Source organism: Candidatus Halobonum tyrrellensis G22, assembly GCF_000495475.1.
Classification (GTDB): Archaea; Halobacteriota; Halobacteria; order Halobacteriales; family Haloferacaceae; genus Halobonum; species Halobonum tyrrellense.
Map to the genome: position 1 here is coordinate 68,807 of NZ_ASGZ01000061.1, position 18,744 is coordinate 87,550.

The window sequence follows — 18,744 nt, forward strand, 5'->3', positions numbered from 1 at the left end:
ATAGTATTAATCTATGTGCATCCGGTGGGACGGCTCGCTCGTCGTCGGCGCCCGGTGTACGGCCGACGGCTGCGGGTGGGGACCGGTCGAGACCGAAGACCCCGACGCGTGGGACGTCGTCGAACGCGCCCGCCTCCGGCACGAACGGGAGACGGGCCACGTGACGTCCGTCGAGGCGGCCCGCTGGGACGGGTCCGCCGAGGCCGACGGCGACCCGACCCCGATGGTGGGAGTCACCGTCGTGTACGTCTGTCCCGACTGCGACCGGACCACCGACGAACTCGGCGCCGACCGGCGCTGTCCCGACTGCGGGGTGTCGCTCCGCCGGGCGTTCCCGTAGCGGTCCTCGCTGGCTACCTCCTCCGGACGGCGACCGTCTGCTGCGGGAGCGCCGCCGCCGGTCCGATGGTCCTCGACGACGACCCGGAGTCGCCGGGGACGAGAAGGGAGCGGCCGCCGGGACCGGTGCCCCGTCGGCTGCCGTCCGCGACGAGGAGCATCCTGGCTCTTGAGTGAACTCTCGTTCACGACGTGTCAGCCGTGCGGTCTGGATGAGGTGGTCCACACTGGACGTTTTTCGCTGTACTCGTACTCGAAACAGCAGTGTGTGGTGATTGAGAAACTGATATCACTGGAACGAGTGGCGTGGGGGAGGGCCGGAGACTTGGAGACGATCCGAGTTCCGAGAATGGCAGAGACTCAGGCTTCGACGTGCTCGGCATCGTCGGCTCCGGCCCGGAGTGGGAGACGGATCTCGATGTCGTCGAACGGGACGACTGGCCGTTTAGCCCGACCCTCCTCGACGAACTCGACTACGCCGTACTCTGCGAGTTGATCGAGGTTCCGCGAGACGTCCTTGATGTCGCGGTCGACCATCCGCGCCGCCTCGCGCATACTCGCGGGTTCCTCGCGGGCGACCGTCCGGAGCAGGTCGATCGCTCGTGGACTGAATACGACCGCCATCTCGTCGGTGTCGCCGAAGCTCAGCCGGTGTGGGGCGTCCTCGTCTGGAACGTCGCCACTGAGCGCCTTGTCGAACGCGTCGCGGGTCCGGGCTTCGACGTCGGCGAGCGATTCGACCGTCACGATGAGTGTGTTAGATGATGTCATGGTGTATTGGTAGGGCACCCAGCGACGCGGGCGGCTACGGCCCGCCCTCTCGGACTTCTCGCCAGAAGCGGTCTTGAACCGCCTCGTAGCCGGGAAACTCGTAGTCCTCGTCGAGTCCGTCGGCAGTGTGTCGTTCGTGGACGCCGTGGGAGTTGTCGTAGCGGACGATGACCTCGTCGTCCTCGGTCCCGTAGTGAAGGCGGTACTTCACGCCCTCGGGGAACTTCTCGGAGGTGGGGACGGAGAGGACGAGTGCGCGGATGACTGCGCCGTCGTCCTCTCGTCGGTCGATGTTTTCGATTTCCCGTACGTCGTCGCTGGATACCATCCACAACTGTTGTTATACACCACATCATAATGGGTGTTGGGTCGCAACCCATCGTAGGCGGTGGTCGATTGATGGTTCCGAGAACAGGTGAGTTCGGAGAGAGAAGGTATCCGAGTCCCCCGATTTGAACGCGTCGAGACGGTCCGGGCGTGCGGTTTCGCTTCGCTCGGCCGGTCCGGGCTGCGACTCGTCTGTTCGAATCGGGTCACGAGTGACCCACGCGGCGCGGCTCCCCCGCTGCTGTCCGTTCGCGGTGCGCCGCGAGAAGTCCGGGTTCCCCGAATTGAACGGGGGACATGCCGATCTACAGTCGGCTGCTCTGCCAGGCTGAGCTAAACCCGGTTACACCCGACACTACCTGCCGACTGAGACTTAAGGGTTCTCATTCGGTCGCCGTGCGTCACGGCGAGTCACCCTCCCGTCTGGGGGTTTTATCGCCCGCGCGGCGCACCGCTCGGGCATGACAGACGAGGGACGACAGGCCACGTTCGGCGCGGACGGCGACCTCTCCGACCGGTCGCCCGACGCCGACGGAACCGACGACTTCGGCGAGCCGAAGGGGTCGGACGAGACCGACGGCGGCTACAACCGCTTCGCCGTGTCGAGTCTACTCCAGAAGGCGGTCCGCCGCTCGGACGAGGAGGTGGCGGCGTGGGCCGCGTGGGAACTCGCGCGCTCGGGGTTCGCGTGGAACCTCTGGGACCGGCTGAACCTCTACGTCGTCGAGGACCTCCGCGCGGGCCAGGAGGTCGCGCTACTGGTCGACCGCTACGAGGAGCTCGCGACCGAGCGGTGGGAGCCGAGCGAGTGGAAGGGGCGGGTCTGTGCGGTCCACGCCGCGCTGGCGTGCGCGCGCGCTCGCTCCTCGCGGGAGTCGTCGAACGCCGACGAGTACTTCCGGAACGTCGCGGCCGAACGCGCCGCGGCGAACGAGGAGGACCGCGAGCCGAACGTGGAGTTCCCCGCGGGCGACCTGGAGCCCGGCGGCCGGTTCGACGTGGCGTTCGACAAACACACCGGCGAGGGGGCGCGGATGGGTCGCGGCGGACGCTTCTTCAAGCTCCACGGCGCGCGCGTCGGTCCCGAGGGCGAGGACGACCAGTCCGCGCGGTGGCAGCGTACGAACATGGAACTGCGCGACGAGGAGTTCTCCGCGGCCGAGATCGAACACGCCCTCTCGGCCGTCGACCCCGACGACCGGTGGGCCGAACCCGACTTCGACGGCGGGAGCGACGAGGAACGACCCGACGGTACGGACCGCTGAGACCCGGCGCTCACTCCATCGTCCGCTCGCGGACGCGGACGCCCTTCTCGGCGAGGTGGTTCATCTGCCGTTGGGCGAAGTCCTCCTCGCTGGTCCCGCGGGTGGCGAGGACGTACACGAGCGCGGACCCCGCGGGCCGCATCGTCCGCCCCGCGCGCTGTGCGCCCTGTCGGCGGCTCCCGCCCAGCCCGGAGGCCACGATGGCGAGTTCCGCGTTCGGCAGGTCGATCCCCTCGTCTGCGATCCGGGAGACGACGAGCGTGCGCCGCTCGCCCTGTCTGAACTCCTCGAACAGCCGCTGGCGGACGTGGTGGCGGGTCTCCCCCGAGACGAACGGGACGCCGAGCGCCGCCTCTATCTCCCGGCCTTGGTCGAGGTAGTCGACGAATATCAGCGCCTTCTCGTCGGCGTGTCGCTCGCGCAGGCGGCGCACCTCCCCGACCTTCGCGGGATTTCTCGCCGCGACCCGGTGTTTCTCCCGGCGGTCGGCGCTCGCCCACTCGTTTTGTGCCTCGTCGTCGCGCCACGGCACGTACCGGATCTCGACTTCCGGCTCCTGGACGAACCCCGCGTCGAACAGCGCGCCCCAGTCGGTTCCGATGGGCGGGCCGACGAGCGTGAATATCTCCTCCTCGCGGTCGTCCTCGCGGACCGGGGTGGCGGAGAGACCGAGCCGGTGGCGCGTCTGGAGGTCCGCCGACCGCCGGAACACGTCGCTCGGGATGTGTTGGACCTCGTCGTAGACGATCAGTCCCCACTCGCGGGAGTCGAACAGCGAGCGGTGACGGTCCATCCCCGCGGTCTGGTAGGTGGCGACCGTCACGGGACGGACGTTCTTCTCGCCGCCGTGGTACTCGCCGACCTGCGCTTCCGAGAGGTCCGTCCGGTCGAGCAGTTCCGACCGCCACTGTGCGGCGAGTTCCCGCGAGGGGACGAGCACGAGCGTCTCGCCGCCGACGGCTTCGAGGACGGAGATGGCGGCGATGGTCTTGCCCGACCCGGGCGGGCCGACGAACACGCCGGCCTGCCGCTCCATGAACCGGTCGCGCCAGTCGCGCTGGTACGCCCGCAGTTCGACGTTCATCGTCACGTCGAGCGGGTCGCCGGAGTCGAGGTCGCGTTCGTCCCGCACCGGGTAGCCCGCCTCGTAGAGGGTGCGCTTTATCGCGCCGAGTTCCTCCTCGTTGACCCACGACGTGGTGTCGGAGAGGTCCGCCCTGAGCTGTCCCGGCTCCAGTTTCTGGCGGGCGACGTTGCCCATCAACTCCTCGCGGTCGGCCTCCAGCACCACGTAGCCGTCCTCGTGGGTGCGGAGCGTGAACTGGTTGGCGCGCTTCCACTGGTCCTCCACCCACCCCTCGAAGTGGGGCGAGCGCCGCGGGAGCACCGAGTGCGTCCGCGCGAGCAGGTCTGAGAGGTCGTCGAACGGCGCGCCCCAGATGTCCTCCTGGCGCACCTCGTAGAGGTACCCCCGGGTGCCCGGGTCGGTGCCGGTGGAGTCGACGAGGTGGGCGAACTCCGAGAGGCGTGCGCGGGTGAACTGCGTGGGCTGGTCGACCACGACCTGCCGGCGCTCGGGGAAGAACACCACCCGCTCGCGCGCCGCGAGATCCCCCCACGACGAGGGGTAGAACACGACCGGGTCGGTCTCGACGTCGACCCGTTCGACGTCGCCCGCCGCCGTGAGCGCGTCGAGCGCGTCGACCGCCTCGGCCTGCGACCGACCAGTCCGCCGGGCGACCTGCGAGGCGGTCAACACCGGTCGCTCCTCCGCCTCGACGGCGTCGTAGAACTCGTCGACGGTGAGCGCGGGCGCGCCGCCGGACGGACGCTCGCTCTCCCCGCCCCCGTCGGTCTCGCCGTCGCTCTCGCCGGCACCCTCCCGTGGCGTCGACTCGGCGTCGTCGGCGCCGACACCGGTACCGGCGCTCGCGTCGCCCGCGTCCGCACTCCCCTCGCCCGTCCCGGCGTCTCCCGAGTCCGTCATCGTCGGCGGTAGGCGTCCGCGCGGTAAAGGGGTCGCGCTCCGCCGGTTCGCCGGCGCTTCTGACCACCTGATTGCCGGCCACACAACCCACTTCAGGGGCGAGCGTGAACTCTCGACTCGATGGAATCGGACCTCCTCGCGACGGGGGCGACGTACTGCCGGGGGCGCGGGTACGACGTGAGCTATCCCGACAGCGGCGCCGACCCCCCGGGGCTGGCGACTCCGACCGCCGACGCCCGCCCGCCGTTCGGTCCCGCCCGGCCGGTGGCGCTCGACCCCGTCCGCGGCACCGACCCGACGACCGTGCTCTCGCGCGTCTGGACCAACCAGGGGCGCGAGCGGGCCACCCTGTTCGTCGTGAGCGAGGCGGAGGCGGCCGAGACGGTGACGGAACTGCTCACGCCGCCGGTCGGCGTCCGCTCGGAGGACGCCCGCGGCTGTCGGGTGTTCTTCGACGGCCCGGACCGCGTGCGCCTCGCGGAGGGAGGGTACGCCGCGGTCCCCGCGGGCGACGACGTGGAGTGGCACGAGGCGCCGTCGGCCGACCCCGAGTCGGAGGACAAACGGCTCGAACTCCGCGCGGGCGCCGAGACGCTGTCGGTCCTCGACGGCGTCGACCACCTCGACTGCCCGCCGCGGGAGTCGTTCCCGTACGCCTACGAGCGCGACGAGGACAAACACATCCGCGTCCGGGACTTCCTCGGCCGCCCGGTCGAGCGCTACGTCGGCGTGAAGGCGATGCGCGCGGGCGGGTTCGCGCCCGTCGCGGCACCGCTCGTCCCCGAACACATGTTCGACGGCCCCGTCACCGACTGGTGGGGGGTGCTGGTCGCCGGCGAGGACGCCGTACGGACCGGCGGGGTTCGAGGGCGGAAGGGTCGGTAGAACGACCGGCGGGGTGGTCGCCCCGCCCACGCTACCGCGCTACTGTTCGCAGTGACTCTCGCACAGCGCGCGCTTCGACCGGTAGCGCCCGCCGCAGTCGGCACACGCGACGAACCCCTCGCCCGGGGCCGTCCGGACGCGGTGGCCACCCACCTCGAACGCGCGCGCGACGACGCGCGGACGGATCCGGCCGGGGATCTGCCGCTCCTTGTGCGTCGACAGGTCCGCACGGAGCTGGATCGTGTTCACGTCCGCATCGCTCCAGCGGTCGGACTCCACCGCGGCCTCCCAGTCGGCGATCTCGGTCCAGCCCGTCACGAGCACCGGCGACGGCGTCTCCGTGTCGCCGACGACGACGACGTAGCGGACGCCGTCGCGGACGAGCGCGAACCGCCAGCCGTCGGTCGTGTTCCACCGGAGTTGACCCTCGCGGATGGCGTCGCCCGCGGCCGCAAGCGAGACGTACCGTCCCTGCTGTCGGAGTCGTTCGCGAAAGTGGTCCGTCTGCGCGTACCGCGCGGGGTCGCGCGGCGGCGGCGAGGAGAGGTCGCGAGTCTCGCCCGTCGGGGAGTCCGGGGACCGGGTCCGGATCGGGGCGTTCGGTGACGACACGCCACGGCTGGTGTGCTCCGACGCCCGGTCGGCGTCGGGGCTGCCCTGTCGGGAAGCCACTGTGTGCCGTGGTAAGCGGTGACCATATAAACGCTTTTCCCCGGGTCGGGGGGCGGTCCGGCCGGATCAGCCGAGCAGACCCAGCGCCTCGATCCGCTCGACGATCTCCTCGACGGCCTCCTCGGCGTCGTCGGTCCGCTTGCCGCCCGTGATGACGATCTTGCCCGACCCGAACAGCAGGATGACCACGTCGGGTTCGTCCATCCGGTAGACCAGCCCGGGGAACTGCTCGGGTTCGTACTCGACGTCCTCCAGCCCCAGCCCGATGGCGAGCGCGTTGAGGTTGAGCTGGTGGCCCAGGTCGGCCGACGAGACGATGTTCTGGACCGTGATCTCGGGGTCCTCCTCGACGGGGATGGAGAGGCCGCGGAGCTTCTCGAAGATGATGCCGAGCGCCTCGTGGACGTCGTCGATGCTCTTGGCACCCGTACAGACGATCTTCCCCGAGCGGAAGATGAGCGCCGCCGCCTTCGGCTCTTGGGTCCGGTAGACGAGACCGGGGAAGTTGTCCGGGTTGAAGTCCGCCCCCGGCAGGTCCTCGGCCAGCGCCTCGAGGTCGAGTTCCTGCCCGATACCGGTCGATGCGACCACGTTCTGAATCTCGATTGAGTCTGCCGGGTCCGTCATGCGTCGTCGTTCCTCACGCTCTATTTATAAACCGCGGGTTTATAAAGCCGGGTGTCTCCGCCCGCGCTCGCGGCGGGTTCCTCACCGCACCGGGCGACTTTCGTCCGCCCCGACCCGGCGAGCGACCGCCTCGGGCGAACACGACGCGAGCGACGCCGCCCGCGGGACGGACAGCCCGAACCGCTCGCAGGCCACCGCCGCCCCCTCGACCGCCGGGTCGCCGTCGGAGTCGGCGCCCGCGTCGGGTCCCGGCGGGGTCGGCGGCGCGGGCGGACCCGCGGGCGCGAACCCCGCCCCTTCCCGGAGCCGGATCCACGCTGTCAGCGCCGACAGTAGCGTCGTCGCCACGGAGTCGAGGTCGGTCCCCGCCGCGTCGCCGCGGAGCGGTTCGAGCGCGCCGACCAGCGCGAGCGCTCGCCGGGCGTCGCCGGCCGTCCGCGCGTGTTCGACCGCGGCCTCCTGGACGGCGGCGACCATCGCTCCCGCGTCGCCGTCGGGGTCCGCGTCCGCCCCGTGGTCGGTGGGCGCCATCGCTCGCGGGTAGCGCTCCCGGCCGCAAATCCCCGTCGGTTCCGGCGGTCGGGGCGTCGGCGGTTCGGATGTGGCGGCGGACGGTCCGGTCGGCGGTGTCGGTGTGTCCAACCATCGGCATCGGTCGGTCCAGCCGGCGGTATCGGTCGCTCCGGTCGGCGGTGTCGGTCCCGCCGGCGAACGGTCGGGTCCGCGCCGCTCGCACGCCGCTACCGTGCTGTCTCGGTTCGCGCCGGCCGGGACTGAGTGTTTCGAGTTACCCGTAATTTTATTACCTATTGGGGACATACAAAGATCAAGAATGGCGTCGACAGCCGACGAGCGCGGACGGACGGACGCGACGGGGGTCGTCCACGGGGAGGCGTCGTCGCTCGCGGCCGCCGCCGTCGCCGAGGGGGGGACGCACGTGGCGGTGGTCGCCCGGGAGACGGTCGACGACTGGTACCGGCGGCTCGGCGCCGCGGGGACGCTCCCGGCGCGCACCCACTTCGTCGGCGTCGACGACACCGTACGCGGGGCGGCGACGGCCGGCGGGCCGGGCGGGTCGACGCGCGGGGTCGGTTCCGGCGTCTCCGTGAGCGTCGCCGAGCGGCCGCTGGGACCGGAGTTCCCCGAGTTCGTCGACGCGGCGCTCGCGGACGCCGGCACGGCGGGCGGGTCGCTCGTCGTCGACGACCCGGCCGTCCTCGTCGAGGCGGCGGACGGCGACTCCGACGCGGACGACGACCCGGACGCGGACGCCGCCGTCGACGGCGCCGTACTCGACGCGGTGGCGGCGTCGGCCGCCGACGCGGGCGTCGCGCTCCACCTGGGCGCGCCCGCCGACGGCGACGACGCGACGGCGGCGGCGCTCTGGCGGCGGTTCCGCCCGGCCGACGACGCGACCGGCCGCGCGCTGGCGGCGGCCGCGCTCGACCACCTCCGCGCGGTCGACCCCACGAACTTCGGCTACCTCCGCCGCTACTGGCGGGAGGCGCGCCGGGGGCTGGAGGCGGTCGAGATGACGTACCCGCAGGCGAAGCAGGTCCACGCCACCCTCTCGGAGCCGGAGACGACCACCCGGACGCTCGGCGCGGCGCTGCAGGCGCTCGTGCGACTCGGCGCGCTCGGCGTCTGGGGGGAGACGGTCGCCGCCAACCGCTACGACATGACCGGTTACGACCCCGAACGGGTCGCCGCCATCGGCGACGCGCTCTCCGAACTCGACGACTGAGCGGCCGCGGCGGCGCGGTCCACGCCGGTTCCGTTTTTTCGGCTCTTCCGCCCGGACGGGCGCTTTGCCCGCCGCCAGCCCGCGGTCGGCGGCTCCCGTCGGCGTCAGCGGCTCCCGTCGGCGTCGGCGGCTCCGTCCGCACCACGGGGTCCGGGAACCGACAGCGAGTGGTCGACCAGCCCCTCGTCGGGGTGCATCGTCACCGTGCCGAGCGTGACCGTCTCCCCCTCCCCGGCGCGCTCGTCGACCGCGTGGAGCGTCTCACGCTTGTCGAGTCGCTCCCACGTCTCCGTCTCGACGCGCGTCTGGAACGCCTCGGGGTCGCGCCAGCCCGAGTCGATGTCCGAGGGGACGTGGACGACGAACCGGAACGCCTCCGCGTCGACGGCGATGCCGACGCCGAACGTGTCGCCCTCCGTCTCGTCTTCGCCCGGGTCGGCGCGGGCGTCCGTCGGGTCGTCGCTCATCGCCGGGGATTACGCCCCGACGGGTAAAGCGCCACCGGAGCGGCGGCGACGCGCCGTCGGAACTGCGCCGACCCCGCGCCCGACTAGCACCGAAGCGGGACGAGCGAGCGGGGTCCGGGCGGGGTCAGATGTGGTCGTCCGGGTCGTGCCGGTCGGCCATCCGGGTCGCCTCCTCGGCGTAGCGCTCCCGGTCGTCGGGGTCGGTGTCGCCGAGGTCCGCCGCCGGCACCGACAGCGACGCGCGCGTCGGGCGGTCGTCGGCGAAACTCGTCAGCGCGCGCTCCTTCCGGACGTACCGCTCGCCGTCGGGCGTCGCGTACACGAGGATGATCAGGTTGAGTTCGTCGTCGCCGTACGTCCGTTCGACGAGCCAGACACGCTCGTCCGCCCGTCCCTCCGAGTCACTCGGGTCGACCGCGGCCGCGTCGCCGTCCGTGTCGTTCATGCCCGTCGTTCGTGCCGCTCGCTCAAAGCGACTCCGCCGCCGGCGGGCGGCGAGAGTCGATAACGGTGGAGGTGAGGTGCGCGCGAGCGCCCGGCGAGCGGCCCGGCCTCGCGTCAGTCGTCGTCGGTCGGCGCGGTGGAGTGTTCGGCGTCGTCGTCGACGGTGGGACCGCTCCCCCGCGGGTCGGCGTCGCGCCACGTCCCGCGCTGGTACCACGCGTACGCCATGAGCGCGCCCGCGACGTTCGAGACGGCGAACGACAGCCAGATGCCCGACGACCCCAGCGAGTCGATGGCGAGGAACGCGGGCGGCCGGACCGCGGCGTACGCCAGCGGGAGGCGGATGAACCCGAGCATCAGGATGGAGATGACCGCCGCGGTGAGCGTCTTGCCCGCGCCGCGGAAGCTCCCGGTGTACGACCGCATCACGCCGATGAACCCGAACGTGGGCGCGACCCACCGGAGGAAGTCCTCCGTGACCGAGATGACCTGCGGGTCGTCGGTGAACACGTTCGCGATCGGCGCGGCCGCCAGCCAGACGACGACGCCCGCGCCCGACAACACCCCGAAGGTGACGATCGCCGCCAGCCGCGCGGCCTCCGCGCCGCGGTCGGGCTTGCCCGCGCCGATGTTCTGGCCGGTCATGGTCTCGACGCCACGCGCCACCGCGATGGCGGGCAGGAAGATGACCGAGAACACCCGGACGCCGATGCCGTACCCCGCGACGACCGCCGTCGGGAACAGTCCGACGATGACGAGCATCAGGTTGACGGAGAGCGAGCGGCCGGTCCCCTCGATTGAGGCGGGGACGCCGATCCGGACGATCTTCCGGGCGTACGAGAAGTCGGGCGCCATATCCGAGAGGTGGATCTCGACGCCGCGGGTGCCGCGGAACATGATCGCGAGACCGACGACGAGCGCGACCGCCCGCGAGAACACCGTCGCGTACGCCGCGCCCGCCATCCCCGACCCGGTGTAGCCGGTCGCCGCGAACAGGCCGGATTCGAGTCCGCGCATCCCGATGATGCCGAACAGGGGGTTCGAGTCGAACCCGAAGATCAGGATCGGGTCGATGACGATGTTGAGGATCACCGTCCCCAACATGACGAGCATCGGGGTGATCGTGTCGCCGTAGCCGCGCATCAGCGCGATGAACACGAAGAAGCCGAACATGAACGGCAGCCCCGCCGCGATGACGCGCATGTAGTCGGTCGCGAGCGGCAACACGTCCGGCGACGCGCCCAACAGCCCGAGGAACTCGCCGACGAACAGGAAGCCCACGCCGCCGAGTACCGCGGCGCCGAGGATGCCGAACGTGACGGTCTGGGAGGCGGCGTACTCCGCCTGCTCCGGTTCGTCGGCGCCCGTGTGTTGGGCGACGAGGACGCTCCCCGCCACGGAAATCCCCATCCCCAGCGAGATGAGCAGGAACACCATCGGGAACGCGAAGCTGATCGCCGCGAGCGCCTCGGTGGAGAACTGCCCGAGCCAGAACGTGTCCGCCAGGTTGTACGCGGTCTGGAGCAGGTTCGTGATGACGATCGGCAACGCGAGATACAGCAGCGGTCGGCCGATGTCGCCCGAGGTGAGGTCGAACTCGTCTTGGCTCTTGAACACCGACGAGAGCCGGTCCCGCAGCGTCACGCCGCGACCTCCTCGTCCTCGCCGTCGTCCGCGCGTCCGCTTCCGTCCCCGCCTTCGGCGTCGGTCTCGCGCTCCTCGCTCCCGCCGTTCGCCTCCTCTTCGGCGGACCCGGGCGCGACCGACACGTCCGCGTCGGCCGCGAACAGCGAGTCGACGTACGCCACCAGCCGTTCACGCATCGCGTCGACGTCGGCGCCGACCGCCGCCGACCGCGTCCACGTGCCGTGGACGTACGTCACGACGTGGTCGGCCACCACCTCGGGGTCGGCGTCGGCGTCGAACTGGCCGGCGTCGACGCCCTCGGCGACCAGCCTCCCGATCTGCTCGCGGAGTCGGTCGTCGACCTCCCGCAGGCGCTCGCGGTAGCCGTCGCGGTACGGCGCCTGCGCCTTGATCTCCATGAACGCCGTCGTGAACTGGTTGTCGTCGTCCCCGTCGGCGTCGAGTATCGTCCGGAGGAGGTCGACCAGCCGATCGGCGGGCGTCTCGCCCGTCGGGTCGGCCGTCCGGTCGAGGAAGTCCTCGTTGAGGTGGTCGAGAAAGCGCAAGAGGAGATCCTGCTTGCCGTCGAAGTGGTAGTGGAGGGCCGCTTTGCTCTTGTCCGTCTCGTCGGCGATGTCCTGCATCGTGAGGTCGGCGTACCCCCGCGCACACAGCGCGCAGTACGTCGCGTCGATGAAGGCCGCCTCCGTATCGTGATTGTCGTCTGGTTGGTCAGTCATGCGAGAACCCGCGACCTGCCCGGCCGCCGTTGATCGATACTGACTGGCCAGTCAGTCAAGCGTTTCGGTTCGTAACCCGCCCGGGTGGGAGGCCCACGCACGGTCCCGTCCGGGAGTTCGGCCGGCGTCGAGCGGTCCCACTACGCCCGGCAGACGGCGAGCATGTGCGGCGAGACGTCGGCGAGCGACGAGTCGGTTCGGAGGAGGTCGTTGAGTTCCCGAACCGTCTCGCGGGCCCGTTCGTCGAGTTCCTCGAAGTGGGTCCGCCGCAGGCCCGCGACGCCTTCGAGCGCCGCGACCTCCGTAACGTCGAGGCCGGCCGTCGAGAGCAGGTCGACCAACTCCTCGCGCCGGAAGAAGTGACAGTCGAAGATCGCGGGCTCGACGCCGTGTCGCTCCGCGAGGTCGGGGGTGTAGTCGCGTTCGCGGACCAGGTCGGGCATCACTGCCAGGTCGTCGCCCGACTCCACCCGGCCGGCGTACTGGACCGTGATCATGACCGCGCCCAGAAGCCCCATGACCGAGACGAACACCGGGCCGCCCGACCGAGTCACGCGCCGGAGTTCGCGCGCCGCCCGCGCGCGTTCGTCCGCGTCGAGGACGTGCGAGAGCGGGCCGCCGAGACAGCAGGTCGCGTCGAACGCGGCGGCGGCGGCGTCGAGGTCGCGAACGTCGCCGTCGCGGACGGTCACCCGGTCCGCGACGCCGTGTTCGCGGAGCTTCTCTCTCGCGATCTCACGCTGCGTTTCGCTTGGGTCGACGAGGTCGACCGCGTACCCGTGTTCGGCGAGACGGATGCTGTACCGGCCGGCGGCGCCGCCGACGTCGAGGACGCGCGGGGGGTCGTCCGACTCGTCGACCCGCGGGAGGTGGGCGTCGAGGTACTCGACCGTCGCCTCCCACTCCAGGCGGTGGAAGAAGTCGCGGTCGAGCCGTTCCCACTCGCGTTCGCCGTAGTCGTCGTAGTACGTCTCCGGGTCGGTCCGTTCGGGGTCGACCATGCGCGAGCGTGGACCTGTCGGGACAAAGCCACTCGGGGTGATACAGTCGCGACTGCCCGACCGCGCCGGGGGACCGAGACGGCTGATAGCTTATGTACCGCCGGGCGAATTGGGTCGACATGGACGCGAAGAACCTCTCGTTCCGTTCGCTCGACGCCGCGCCGGCCGGCGACGTCGGACGGCAGGTGTCGAAGGAGGCCACGACGTGAGACAGTACGTCGGAGCCGAGGGCGACGGTGAGGTCGACGACGAGGTGGGGACGTACGATCACGAGGACGGAACGGAGACGCGAACGGTCGCCACCTGAACGACGAAAATGGATTCCAAACAGTTCCTGTTCGTCTCGGCCGACGCCGCACTGATCGCCGACCTGGCCTGGCAAGTTCACCGTGAGGGCCACGACGTGAAGTACTACATCGAAGCCGAATCGGACGAGGAGATCGGCGACGGGTTCGTCCCGAAGACCGACGACTGGCGCGCCGAGGTCGAGTGGGCCGACGTCGTCGTCTTCGACGACATCTGGGTCGGCGGCGAGGTCGGCACCGGCGCGCTCGCCCGGGAGCTCCGCGAGCGAGGAAAGGCGGTCGTCGGTGGCACGCCGAACACCGATCGGCTCGAAGAGGACCGCGGCTACGCGATGGAGATCCTCGAAGAGCACGGCGTCAACACCGTCGAACACCACGTCTTCGAGGACTTCGACGCCGGCATCCAACACGTCCAGGAGAACCGCGCACCGTACGTGATCAAGCCGCTCGGGGAGGTCCAGAACGTCAAGCGCCTGCTGTACGTCGGCAGCGAGGACGACGGCAGCGACGTCGTCGACGTCCTCCGCGCCTACAAGAAAGCGTGGGGCCACCGCATGAAGGGCTTCCAACTCCAGCGGAAAGTCGAGGGCGTCGAGATAGCCATCTGCGGATTCTTCAACGGTGAGGAGTTCGTCGATCAGGTCAACTTCAACTTCGAGCACAAGAAACTGTTCCCGGGGAACATCGGCCCGTCGACGGGCGAGATGGGGACGTCGATGTTCTGGGGCGGGCGAAACAGGCTGTTCGAGGAGACGTTCGGGAAACTCGAAGACTGGCTCGCTGCGGAGGGGTACGTCGGGAGCATCGACATCAACTGCATCGTCAACGAGACGGGCATCTACCCGCTGGAGTTCACCCCGCGGTTCGGCTACCCGACCATCGCACTACAGGAGGAGTCGTTCGAATCCCCGACCGGGCAGTTCTTCTACGACCTCGCCCACGGGAACGACCCCGAACTGGAGGTCCACGAGGGGTACCAGATCGCGGTTCGCGTCGTCCTCCCGCCGTTCCCGTTCGACGACGAGAAGACGTACGACGAGAACTCCCGAAACGCGGCGGTCGTCTTCCAGAGCGAGAGCCGCGACGGCATCCACCTGGAGGACACGAAACGGGTCGACGGACAGTGGCGAGTCGCCGGCGAGAGCGGGATGCCGCTCGTCGTCACCGGGAAGGGGGACACGATGCAGAACGCCCGCCGGCGGGCCTACGAGCGCGTGGACGACGTCGTCGTTCCGAACCTCTACTACCGCGACGACATCGGCGAACGCTGGATCGAGGGCGACGGCGACCGGCTACAGGCGTGGGGGTATTTAGGGCCAGAAAAACGCTAACTAACACTACACATATGGCGGTGGATCCTGCTTGGTTTTTCTCCACAATTGCACAATCAGCCGCAGCGGCAATTGCATTTATAATAACATTCGGAGGAATATTATATCAGATCGAATATCAGGATCGGAGAAAAAGAACGGATGATCTTCGAGAACGGCTTATTGCGGTTAGAGATAAACATAGAACACCAATTCGATCGGCATTATGGATGCTAAATACTTTGGATAGGAAGGGTATGGTAGAAGTGGATATAGATGTCGATGATGAAGATATATTAGAAAAATGTGTAGGGAGTAAATCAGTCAAATACCCATACTCTGTAGCATCATATATTATAATTGAGAAAATAGAGCGAAGAATAGCCAAGATTAGTGCAGGAGAATCTACACAAGATCACTATCTCATCAGCCGAGAACAGATTAGAAAAATATATAAATTGTCTGAAAATCTTTATGATATAATAAGATCTGATGAATTTGAAGATGAGATACGATCTCAAACGGAGATATCTGGCGGGAGGATTGTATCTGAACAAATATTCGGGAATCAGGGTAGTGGAAATAGTGTTTTTACCGATCCGCATCCAAATAACAGAACCATTGAACTTAAAGAATGGCTACAAAACCATGGTCTATCTGATAGTCATTCGGGACAGGATATCTACTCACTCGTCCTGTGGCTTCGTGAGTTGATGTCTGATCTTGCGCGTGCCGAATCACAAAGTAAAAGCACTTTGCTAAACTACAATCCCAATGCCAATAAGCTACTAATCGCGGCTGGAGTTACCATTATTACTAGTGTATTAATACCACTTATATTTTTGGTCTGGCTACCTGCTGATTCAGTTCTGTATGCTGATTCTGGGTGGGGGTTGACATTCTTAGAGGCGAAGGTACTACTCATAAGCTCCATCTCATTTCTAAACCTATTTTGGATCATCTGGGATGAAACCTACCGAGGTTTCTCTCCATGATTTATTATAGATTTTATATATGTAATCTACATTTATTATTCATCGTTATCTCTATTTCTTCGACCGAACTGTCGACTGACCGGGACGTTTTCGAGAACTACTAATCGTCTCCGGCCACAACCCCCACCAATGCCCTCACCCTCCTGTCCGGTCTGTGACGAGCGGTTCGACTCGCCCGGCGCCGCGCAGTCGCACGCGTGGGACGCCCACTCGGCGTGTCACCACTGCGGCCAGCAGTTCGAGTCGGGCGACGAGACGGACCTCTACCGGCACTGGCTGACGGCCCACGACGAGGAGTTGACGCGGATCGAACGCAAGCGCGCGGAGTCGGCCGTCGGGTCGCCCACGTTCTCCGACCGACTCTCGAACGGGGGGGTCGGCGCGGCCGTCGGCGGGCTGTCGCGACGGAGCCTCCTCGTCGGCGGCGGCACCGTCGCCGTCGCGGGACTCGCGCTCGGCGGGGTGGCGCTCACCGACGGCGCCTCGAACGACGACGGCGACGGCGACGGCGGCGGGTCGGCGTCGAGCGTCCCGGACGGGCCGGTGGCGACCGCACAGGTCCCCTCGGCGCCGGGCGACCGCCGGTACGCGACGATGGGGAGCGACGACGCCGCCGTGAACGTCACCTACTTCGGCAACTGGAAGTGTCCGTACTGTGCGGACTTCTCGACGGGTTTCCTCGCGGATCTGGTCACCGACTACGTCGCGACGGGCGACGTCTCGCTCACCTACCGGAACCTGACGTACGTCAACGGCGGCCCGTTCCTGGGGTCGGACACGCCGGCGGCCGCCCGCGCGGGGCTGGCGGTGTGGAACGAGGACCCCGAGTCGTACTGGCGGTACCACGAGTACGTCATGGCGAACCAGCCGCCGGAGAGCGACCAGTGGGCGACCGCCGACCGACTCGTCGAGTTCGCCACGCGCGCGGAGGTGTCCGACCCGAGCGTGGTCCGGACGGCCGTCGAGGAGAACCGCTACGAGGAGGCGCTGCGGGCGACGACCGCCGCCGCGAACGAGGCGGGCGTCTCCGGGACGCCGACGCTCGTCGTCGGCGGCCGGACCGTCTCGCCGTTCCAGGAGGACCAGACCCGGAGCGTCATCGAGAGTGCGGTCTCGAACTGACGGCGGGGTCGGGCCGTCGGCCGACTCTCGGCGCTGGCTCGCGGGGGCGACGGTCGTCGCGGCCGTCGCGACGGCCGGGAGCCTCTGGTTCAGCCTGGGGCTGGGGCTGGTCCCGTGTGAACTCTGCTGGTACCAGCGAATTCTGATGTACCCGCTCGTGGTCGTCCTCGGCGTCGCGACGCTCGAACGCCGCCCCGGCGTGTGGCGGACCGTGCTCCCGCTGTCGACGTTCGGGACGCTCCTCGCGCTCTACCACTCGTTCCTCCAGGTCACGTCGGTCGACTGCGGGTTCGACGGCGCCTGCGCGGCGGTCCAGTGGCAGTCCCCGCTGCTCGGGCTGTCGATACCCAACCTCTCGTTTCTGGGCTTCCTCCTGGTCACCGCCGCCGCCGTCTGGCTCAGCGACGTCGGTCGCTGACCGCCGAACGCGGCGCCGAGACCGACCAGCGTGAAGCCGGTGCCGCCGACGCGCGTCACGAGCGTGTACGCGCCCGTGGGTCCGCGTTCGAGCGTCGCGGCGTCGCCCCCGGCGGTCCGGAGGCGGCGCCGCGGGCGTTCCCGCGGTCCGAGTGCGACGAGAGCCGCGAACGGAGGAGGCCGAAGGGCCGCGAACGGCAGGCGGAACAACGGGACAGCAGGACGCCACCGAACCGGAAGGGGGCGAGACCGCACCGGGTGGGTGTCACCGAGCGCCGTCGACCCGTCGGTCGCGGTTCCGGAGCCGTCAGGCACAACCCGACAGCGCCCGAGGCCTCGTGTGATGAGCGAGACCAGCGGCACCCCCGACGCGAGTGCGGCCGGAACGTTCGACCTGGACGGCGAGACCACGGTGACGCGGCTGGGGTTCGGCGCGATGCGCCTCTGCGGGGAGGACATCATCGGCCGCCCCGACGACGAGGAGAACGCCCGCGAGGTGGCGCGACGCGCCCTCGAGTTGGGCGTCGACTTCGTCGACACCGCCGACTCGTACGGCCCGGGCGTCTCGGAGCGGCTCCTCCGGGAGGCGGACGTACCCGACGACGCGACGGTCGCCACCAAAGCCGGACTGCTCCGCGCGCCCGAGGGCGACTGGCTGGCCCACGGCGACCCCGACTACATCCGCAACGAGGCGCTCGTGAGCAAGGACCGACTCGGGGTGGACACCATCGACCTCTACCAGTTCCACCGCCCCGACCCGGACACCGACTTCGAGGACAGCGTGACCGCGTTCGCGGAGCTACAGGACGAGGGGCACGTCGAACACGTCGGTCTCTCGAACGTCTCCGTCGAGCAACTCGACGAGGCGCGCGAGCAGGTGGACGTGGCAACGGTCCAGAACAGCTACAACGTGACCGACCGCGAACACCAGGACGTGCTCGACGCCTGCGAGGAGTACGGCATCGGCTTCATCCCGTACTTCCCCATCGGCGGCGGCGAGTTCGACGAGGTGGACGACGAGATACACGACGTGGCCGACGCGAACGACGCGACTCCCCGGCAGGTCGCGCTCGCGTGGCTGCTCCACCAGTCGGACGTGACCCTCCCCATCCCGGGCACGTCGAGTGTCGACCACCTCGAGGAGAACGTCGCGGCGGCCGAACTCTCGCTGTCGGACGACGACGTCGAGCGACTCACCGACGCGGTCTGAGGTCGCCCCCGACCGCGCTCCCCACTTCTCCGACGCGCGGTTCGCGGGTTCGCGTCGCCGTCCGCGAGGCGGCGACCGACGGGCGACGGTGCTCGGGCGTCGCTACGACGAGCGCCAGTGCTGGAGGTCGCGGGCCATCACCCCGCCCGCGGCGGCGAGCACGACCACGCTGACGACGCTCACGACTATCGAGTAGCTGGAGAACCCCCCGAGGTCGAACGACAGCGCGTACAGGAGCGCGAGCGTCGCGACGACCATGACGACCCCGATGACAAGATACCGAATCAGCCAGTCCTCCGCAGCGCGCGTCTCGCTCATTGTCGTCCGTGGGTTGCTGCACGTGTGATAAAAAGCCCGTCGGGATGCGTCCGGGTCGCGGGGGCGCCGTCGCCGCGTCCGGACGGGACCCCGCCGACCCGTCCGACCCGGTCGGCTCACACGAGCGTCGGGAGCGCCGCCCACGCCAGGAGCGCCAGCGCGGCGCCCGCGA

At 68.9% G+C, this 18,744-nt stretch carries 21 protein-coding genes and 1 tRNA gene; 9 read left to right on the forward strand and 13 right to left on the reverse strand.

Annotation, left to right across the window (positions count from 1 at the left end; all coding sequences use genetic code 11):
- Nucleotides 1–13 precede the first annotated feature (13 nt).
- The gene (locus K933_RS15175) at nt 14–340 is read left to right on the forward strand and encodes a hypothetical protein (protein ID WP_023395632.1); all 327 of its coding nucleotides are present in this window, start codon (nt 14–16) and stop codon (nt 338–340) included.
- A 359-nt stretch (nt 341–699) separates the two neighbouring features.
- Here the strand turns inward: K933_RS15175 and K933_RS15180 are convergent, their stop codons facing one another.
- The 3 genes from K933_RS15180 to K933_RS15190 all read right to left on the reverse strand — a co-directional run bounded on the left by K933_RS15180 (nt 700) and on the right by K933_RS15190 (nt 1,780).
- Nucleotides 700–1,110 (reverse strand): HVO_A0114 family putative DNA-binding protein, encoded by a 411-nt coding sequence (locus K933_RS15180; protein ID WP_049947923.1) that lies wholly within the window; start codon nt 1,108–1,110, stop codon nt 700–702.
- Between the two features lie 34 nt (nt 1,111–1,144).
- Nucleotides 1,145–1,438: a toxin-antitoxin system TumE family protein gene (locus K933_RS15185; protein WP_023395634.1), complete on the reverse strand. Its 294-nt coding sequence runs from the start codon at nt 1,436–1,438 to the stop codon at nt 1,145–1,147.
- Between the two features lie 268 nt (nt 1,439–1,706).
- Nucleotides 1,707–1,780: transfer RNA gene (locus K933_RS15190), tRNA-Tyr, on the reverse strand.
- A gap of 118 nt (nt 1,781–1,898) precedes the next feature.
- Between K933_RS15190 and K933_RS15195 the strand changes: the two genes are divergently transcribed.
- Nucleotides 1,899–2,702 (forward strand): hypothetical protein, encoded by an 804-nt coding sequence (locus K933_RS15195; protein ID WP_023395635.1) that lies wholly within the window; start codon nt 1,899–1,901, stop codon nt 2,700–2,702.
- Between the two features lie 10 nt (nt 2,703–2,712).
- Here the strand turns inward: K933_RS15195 and K933_RS15200 are convergent, their stop codons facing one another.
- Complete coding sequence (locus K933_RS15200; RefSeq protein WP_023395636.1) at nt 2,713–4,689, reverse strand: DEAD/DEAH box helicase; 1,977 nt, start codon at nt 4,687–4,689, stop codon at nt 2,713–2,715.
- Between the two features lie 120 nt (nt 4,690–4,809).
- Between K933_RS15200 and K933_RS15205 the strand changes: the two genes are divergently transcribed.
- Nucleotides 4,810–5,574 carry a hypothetical protein gene (locus K933_RS15205; RefSeq protein WP_023395637.1) on the forward strand — a complete coding sequence of 255 codons (765 nt, stop codon included), beginning with the start codon at nt 4,810–4,812 and terminating at the stop codon, nt 5,572–5,574.
- A gap of 39 nt (nt 5,575–5,613) precedes the next feature.
- On the opposite strand, the gene K933_RS15210 is transcribed toward K933_RS15205, so the two are convergent.
- The 3 genes from K933_RS15210 to K933_RS15220 form a co-directional block, all read right to left on the reverse strand.
- A complete protein-coding gene (locus K933_RS15210) occupies nt 5,614–6,246 on the reverse strand; it encodes a hypothetical protein (RefSeq protein WP_049947924.1) in 633 nt (210 codons plus the stop codon).
- A gap of 66 nt (nt 6,247–6,312) precedes the next feature.
- A complete protein-coding gene (locus K933_RS15215) occupies nt 6,313–6,873 on the reverse strand; it encodes a TATA-box-binding protein (RefSeq protein ID WP_023395639.1) in 561 nt (186 codons plus the stop codon).
- An 81-nt stretch (nt 6,874–6,954) separates the two neighbouring features.
- Complete coding sequence (locus K933_RS15220; RefSeq protein WP_023395640.1) at nt 6,955–7,404, reverse strand: hypothetical protein; 450 nt, start codon at nt 7,402–7,404, stop codon at nt 6,955–6,957.
- Between the two features lie 301 nt (nt 7,405–7,705).
- Between K933_RS15220 and K933_RS15225 the strand changes: the two genes are divergently transcribed.
- A complete protein-coding gene (locus K933_RS15225) occupies nt 7,706–8,617 on the forward strand; it encodes a hypothetical protein (RefSeq protein ID WP_023395641.1) in 912 nt (303 codons plus the stop codon).
- Between the two features lie 104 nt (nt 8,618–8,721).
- Here the strand turns inward: K933_RS15225 and K933_RS15230 are convergent, their stop codons facing one another.
- From K933_RS15230 to K933_RS15250, 5 genes are all read right to left on the reverse strand, one after another.
- Nucleotides 8,722–9,084, reverse strand: coding sequence for a hypothetical protein (locus K933_RS15230; RefSeq protein ID WP_023395642.1), 363 nt, complete (start codon nt 9,082–9,084; stop codon nt 8,722–8,724).
- Between the two features lie 124 nt (nt 9,085–9,208).
- Nucleotides 9,209–9,529, reverse strand: coding sequence for a hypothetical protein (locus K933_RS15235; RefSeq protein WP_023395643.1), 321 nt, complete (start codon nt 9,527–9,529; stop codon nt 9,209–9,211).
- Between the two features lie 113 nt (nt 9,530–9,642).
- A complete protein-coding gene (locus tag K933_RS15240; protein ID WP_023395644.1) occupies nt 9,643–11,172 on the reverse strand; it encodes an MATE family efflux transporter in 1,530 nt (509 codons plus the stop codon).
- Nucleotides 11,169–11,894: a TetR/AcrR family transcriptional regulator gene (locus K933_RS15245; RefSeq protein WP_023395645.1), complete on the reverse strand. Its 726-nt coding sequence runs from the start codon at nt 11,892–11,894 to the stop codon at nt 11,169–11,171. The genes K933_RS15240 and K933_RS15245 overlap by 4 nt, the downstream gene beginning before the upstream one ends.
- A gap of 140 nt (nt 11,895–12,034) precedes the next feature.
- Entirely contained in the window at nt 12,035–12,895 is an 861-nt protein-coding gene (locus K933_RS15250) for a class I SAM-dependent methyltransferase (protein WP_023395646.1), read from the reverse strand.
- A gap of 316 nt (nt 12,896–13,211) precedes the next feature.
- Here K933_RS15250 and K933_RS15255 point away from each other — a divergent pair, with 316 nt between their 5' ends.
- The 5 genes from K933_RS15255 (at nt 13,212) to K933_RS15270 (ending at nt 18,254) form a co-directional block, all read left to right on the forward strand.
- Nucleotides 13,212–14,531: a phosphoribosylglycinamide synthetase C domain-containing protein gene (locus K933_RS15255; protein WP_023395647.1), complete on the forward strand. Its 1,320-nt coding sequence runs from the start codon at nt 13,212–13,214 to the stop codon at nt 14,529–14,531.
- A gap of 14 nt (nt 14,532–14,545) precedes the next feature.
- On the forward strand, nt 14,546–15,505 hold the full coding sequence (locus K933_RS18050) for a hypothetical protein (RefSeq protein ID WP_152529846.1): 960 nt from the start codon (nt 14,546–14,548) through the stop codon (nt 15,503–15,505).
- A 129-nt stretch (nt 15,506–15,634) separates the two neighbouring features.
- On the forward strand, nt 15,635–16,627 hold the full coding sequence (locus K933_RS15260; RefSeq protein ID WP_023395648.1) for a DsbA family protein: 993 nt from the start codon (nt 15,635–15,637) through the stop codon (nt 16,625–16,627).
- Nucleotides 16,611–17,045, forward strand: coding sequence for a disulfide bond formation protein B (locus K933_RS15265; RefSeq protein WP_023395649.1), 435 nt, complete (start codon nt 16,611–16,613; stop codon nt 17,043–17,045). Before K933_RS15260 ends, K933_RS15265 begins: the two co-directional genes overlap by 17 nt.
- Before the next feature lie 342 nt (nt 17,046–17,387).
- On the forward strand, nt 17,388–18,254 hold the full coding sequence (locus tag K933_RS15270; protein ID WP_023395650.1) for an aldo/keto reductase: 867 nt from the start codon (nt 17,388–17,390) through the stop codon (nt 18,252–18,254).
- Between the two features lie 102 nt (nt 18,255–18,356).
- Here the strand turns inward: K933_RS15270 and K933_RS15275 are convergent, their stop codons facing one another.
- Nucleotides 18,357–18,572 (reverse strand): hypothetical protein, encoded by a 216-nt coding sequence (locus K933_RS15275; protein WP_023395651.1) that lies wholly within the window; start codon nt 18,570–18,572, stop codon nt 18,357–18,359.
- Between the last annotated feature and the right edge of the window lie 172 nt (nt 18,573–18,744).

Excerpts from the sequence above, each read along its gene's own strand:
- K933_RS15275 (WP_023395651.1), bottom strand. The coding sequence starts at position 18,572 with ATGAGCGAGACGCGCGCTGCGGAGGACTGGCTGATTCGGTATCTTGTC.
- K933_RS15235 (WP_023395643.1), bottom strand. The coding sequence starts at position 9,529 with ATGAACGACACGGACGGCGACGCGGCCGCGGTCGACCCGAGTGACTCG.
- K933_RS15200 (WP_023395636.1), bottom strand. The coding sequence starts at position 4,689 with ATGACGGACTCGGGAGACGCCGGGACGGGCGAGGGGAGTGCGGACGCG.
- K933_RS18050 (WP_152529846.1), top strand. The coding sequence starts at position 14,546 with ATGGCGGTGGATCCTGCTTGGTTTTTCTCCACAATTGCACAATCAGCC.
- K933_RS15215 (WP_023395639.1), bottom strand. The coding sequence starts at position 6,873 with ATGACGGACCCGGCAGACTCAATCGAGATTCAGAACGTGGTCGCATCG.
- K933_RS15185 (WP_023395634.1), bottom strand. The coding sequence starts at position 1,438 with ATGGTATCCAGCGACGACGTACGGGAAATCGAAAACATCGACCGACGA.
- K933_RS15180 (WP_049947923.1), bottom strand. The coding sequence starts at position 1,110 with ATGACATCATCTAACACACTCATCGTGACGGTCGAATCGCTCGCCGAC.
- K933_RS15250 (WP_023395646.1), bottom strand. The coding sequence starts at position 12,895 with ATGGTCGACCCCGAACGGACCGACCCGGAGACGTACTACGACGACTAC.
- K933_RS15230 (WP_023395642.1), bottom strand. The coding sequence starts at position 9,084 with ATGAGCGACGACCCGACGGACGCCCGCGCCGACCCGGGCGAAGACGAG.
- K933_RS15205 (WP_023395637.1), top strand. The coding sequence starts at position 4,810 with ATGGAATCGGACCTCCTCGCGACGGGGGCGACGTACTGCCGGGGGCGC.
- K933_RS15270 (WP_023395650.1), top strand. The coding sequence starts at position 17,388 with ATGAGCGAGACCAGCGGCACCCCCGACGCGAGTGCGGCCGGAACGTTC.
- K933_RS15220 (WP_023395640.1), bottom strand. The coding sequence starts at position 7,404 with ATGGCGCCCACCGACCACGGGGCGGACGCGGACCCCGACGGCGACGCG.
- K933_RS15175 (WP_023395632.1), top strand. The coding sequence starts at position 14 with ATGTGCATCCGGTGGGACGGCTCGCTCGTCGTCGGCGCCCGGTGTACG.
- K933_RS15255 (WP_023395647.1), top strand. The coding sequence starts at position 13,212 with ATGGATTCCAAACAGTTCCTGTTCGTCTCGGCCGACGCCGCACTGATC.
- K933_RS15225 (WP_023395641.1), top strand. The coding sequence starts at position 7,706 with ATGGCGTCGACAGCCGACGAGCGCGGACGGACGGACGCGACGGGGGTC.
- K933_RS15245 (WP_023395645.1), bottom strand. The coding sequence starts at position 11,894 with ATGACTGACCAACCAGACGACAATCACGATACGGAGGCGGCCTTCATC.
- K933_RS15195 (WP_023395635.1), top strand. The coding sequence starts at position 1,899 with ATGACAGACGAGGGACGACAGGCCACGTTCGGCGCGGACGGCGACCTC.
- K933_RS15260 (WP_023395648.1), top strand. The coding sequence starts at position 15,635 with ATGCCCTCACCCTCCTGTCCGGTCTGTGACGAGCGGTTCGACTCGCCC.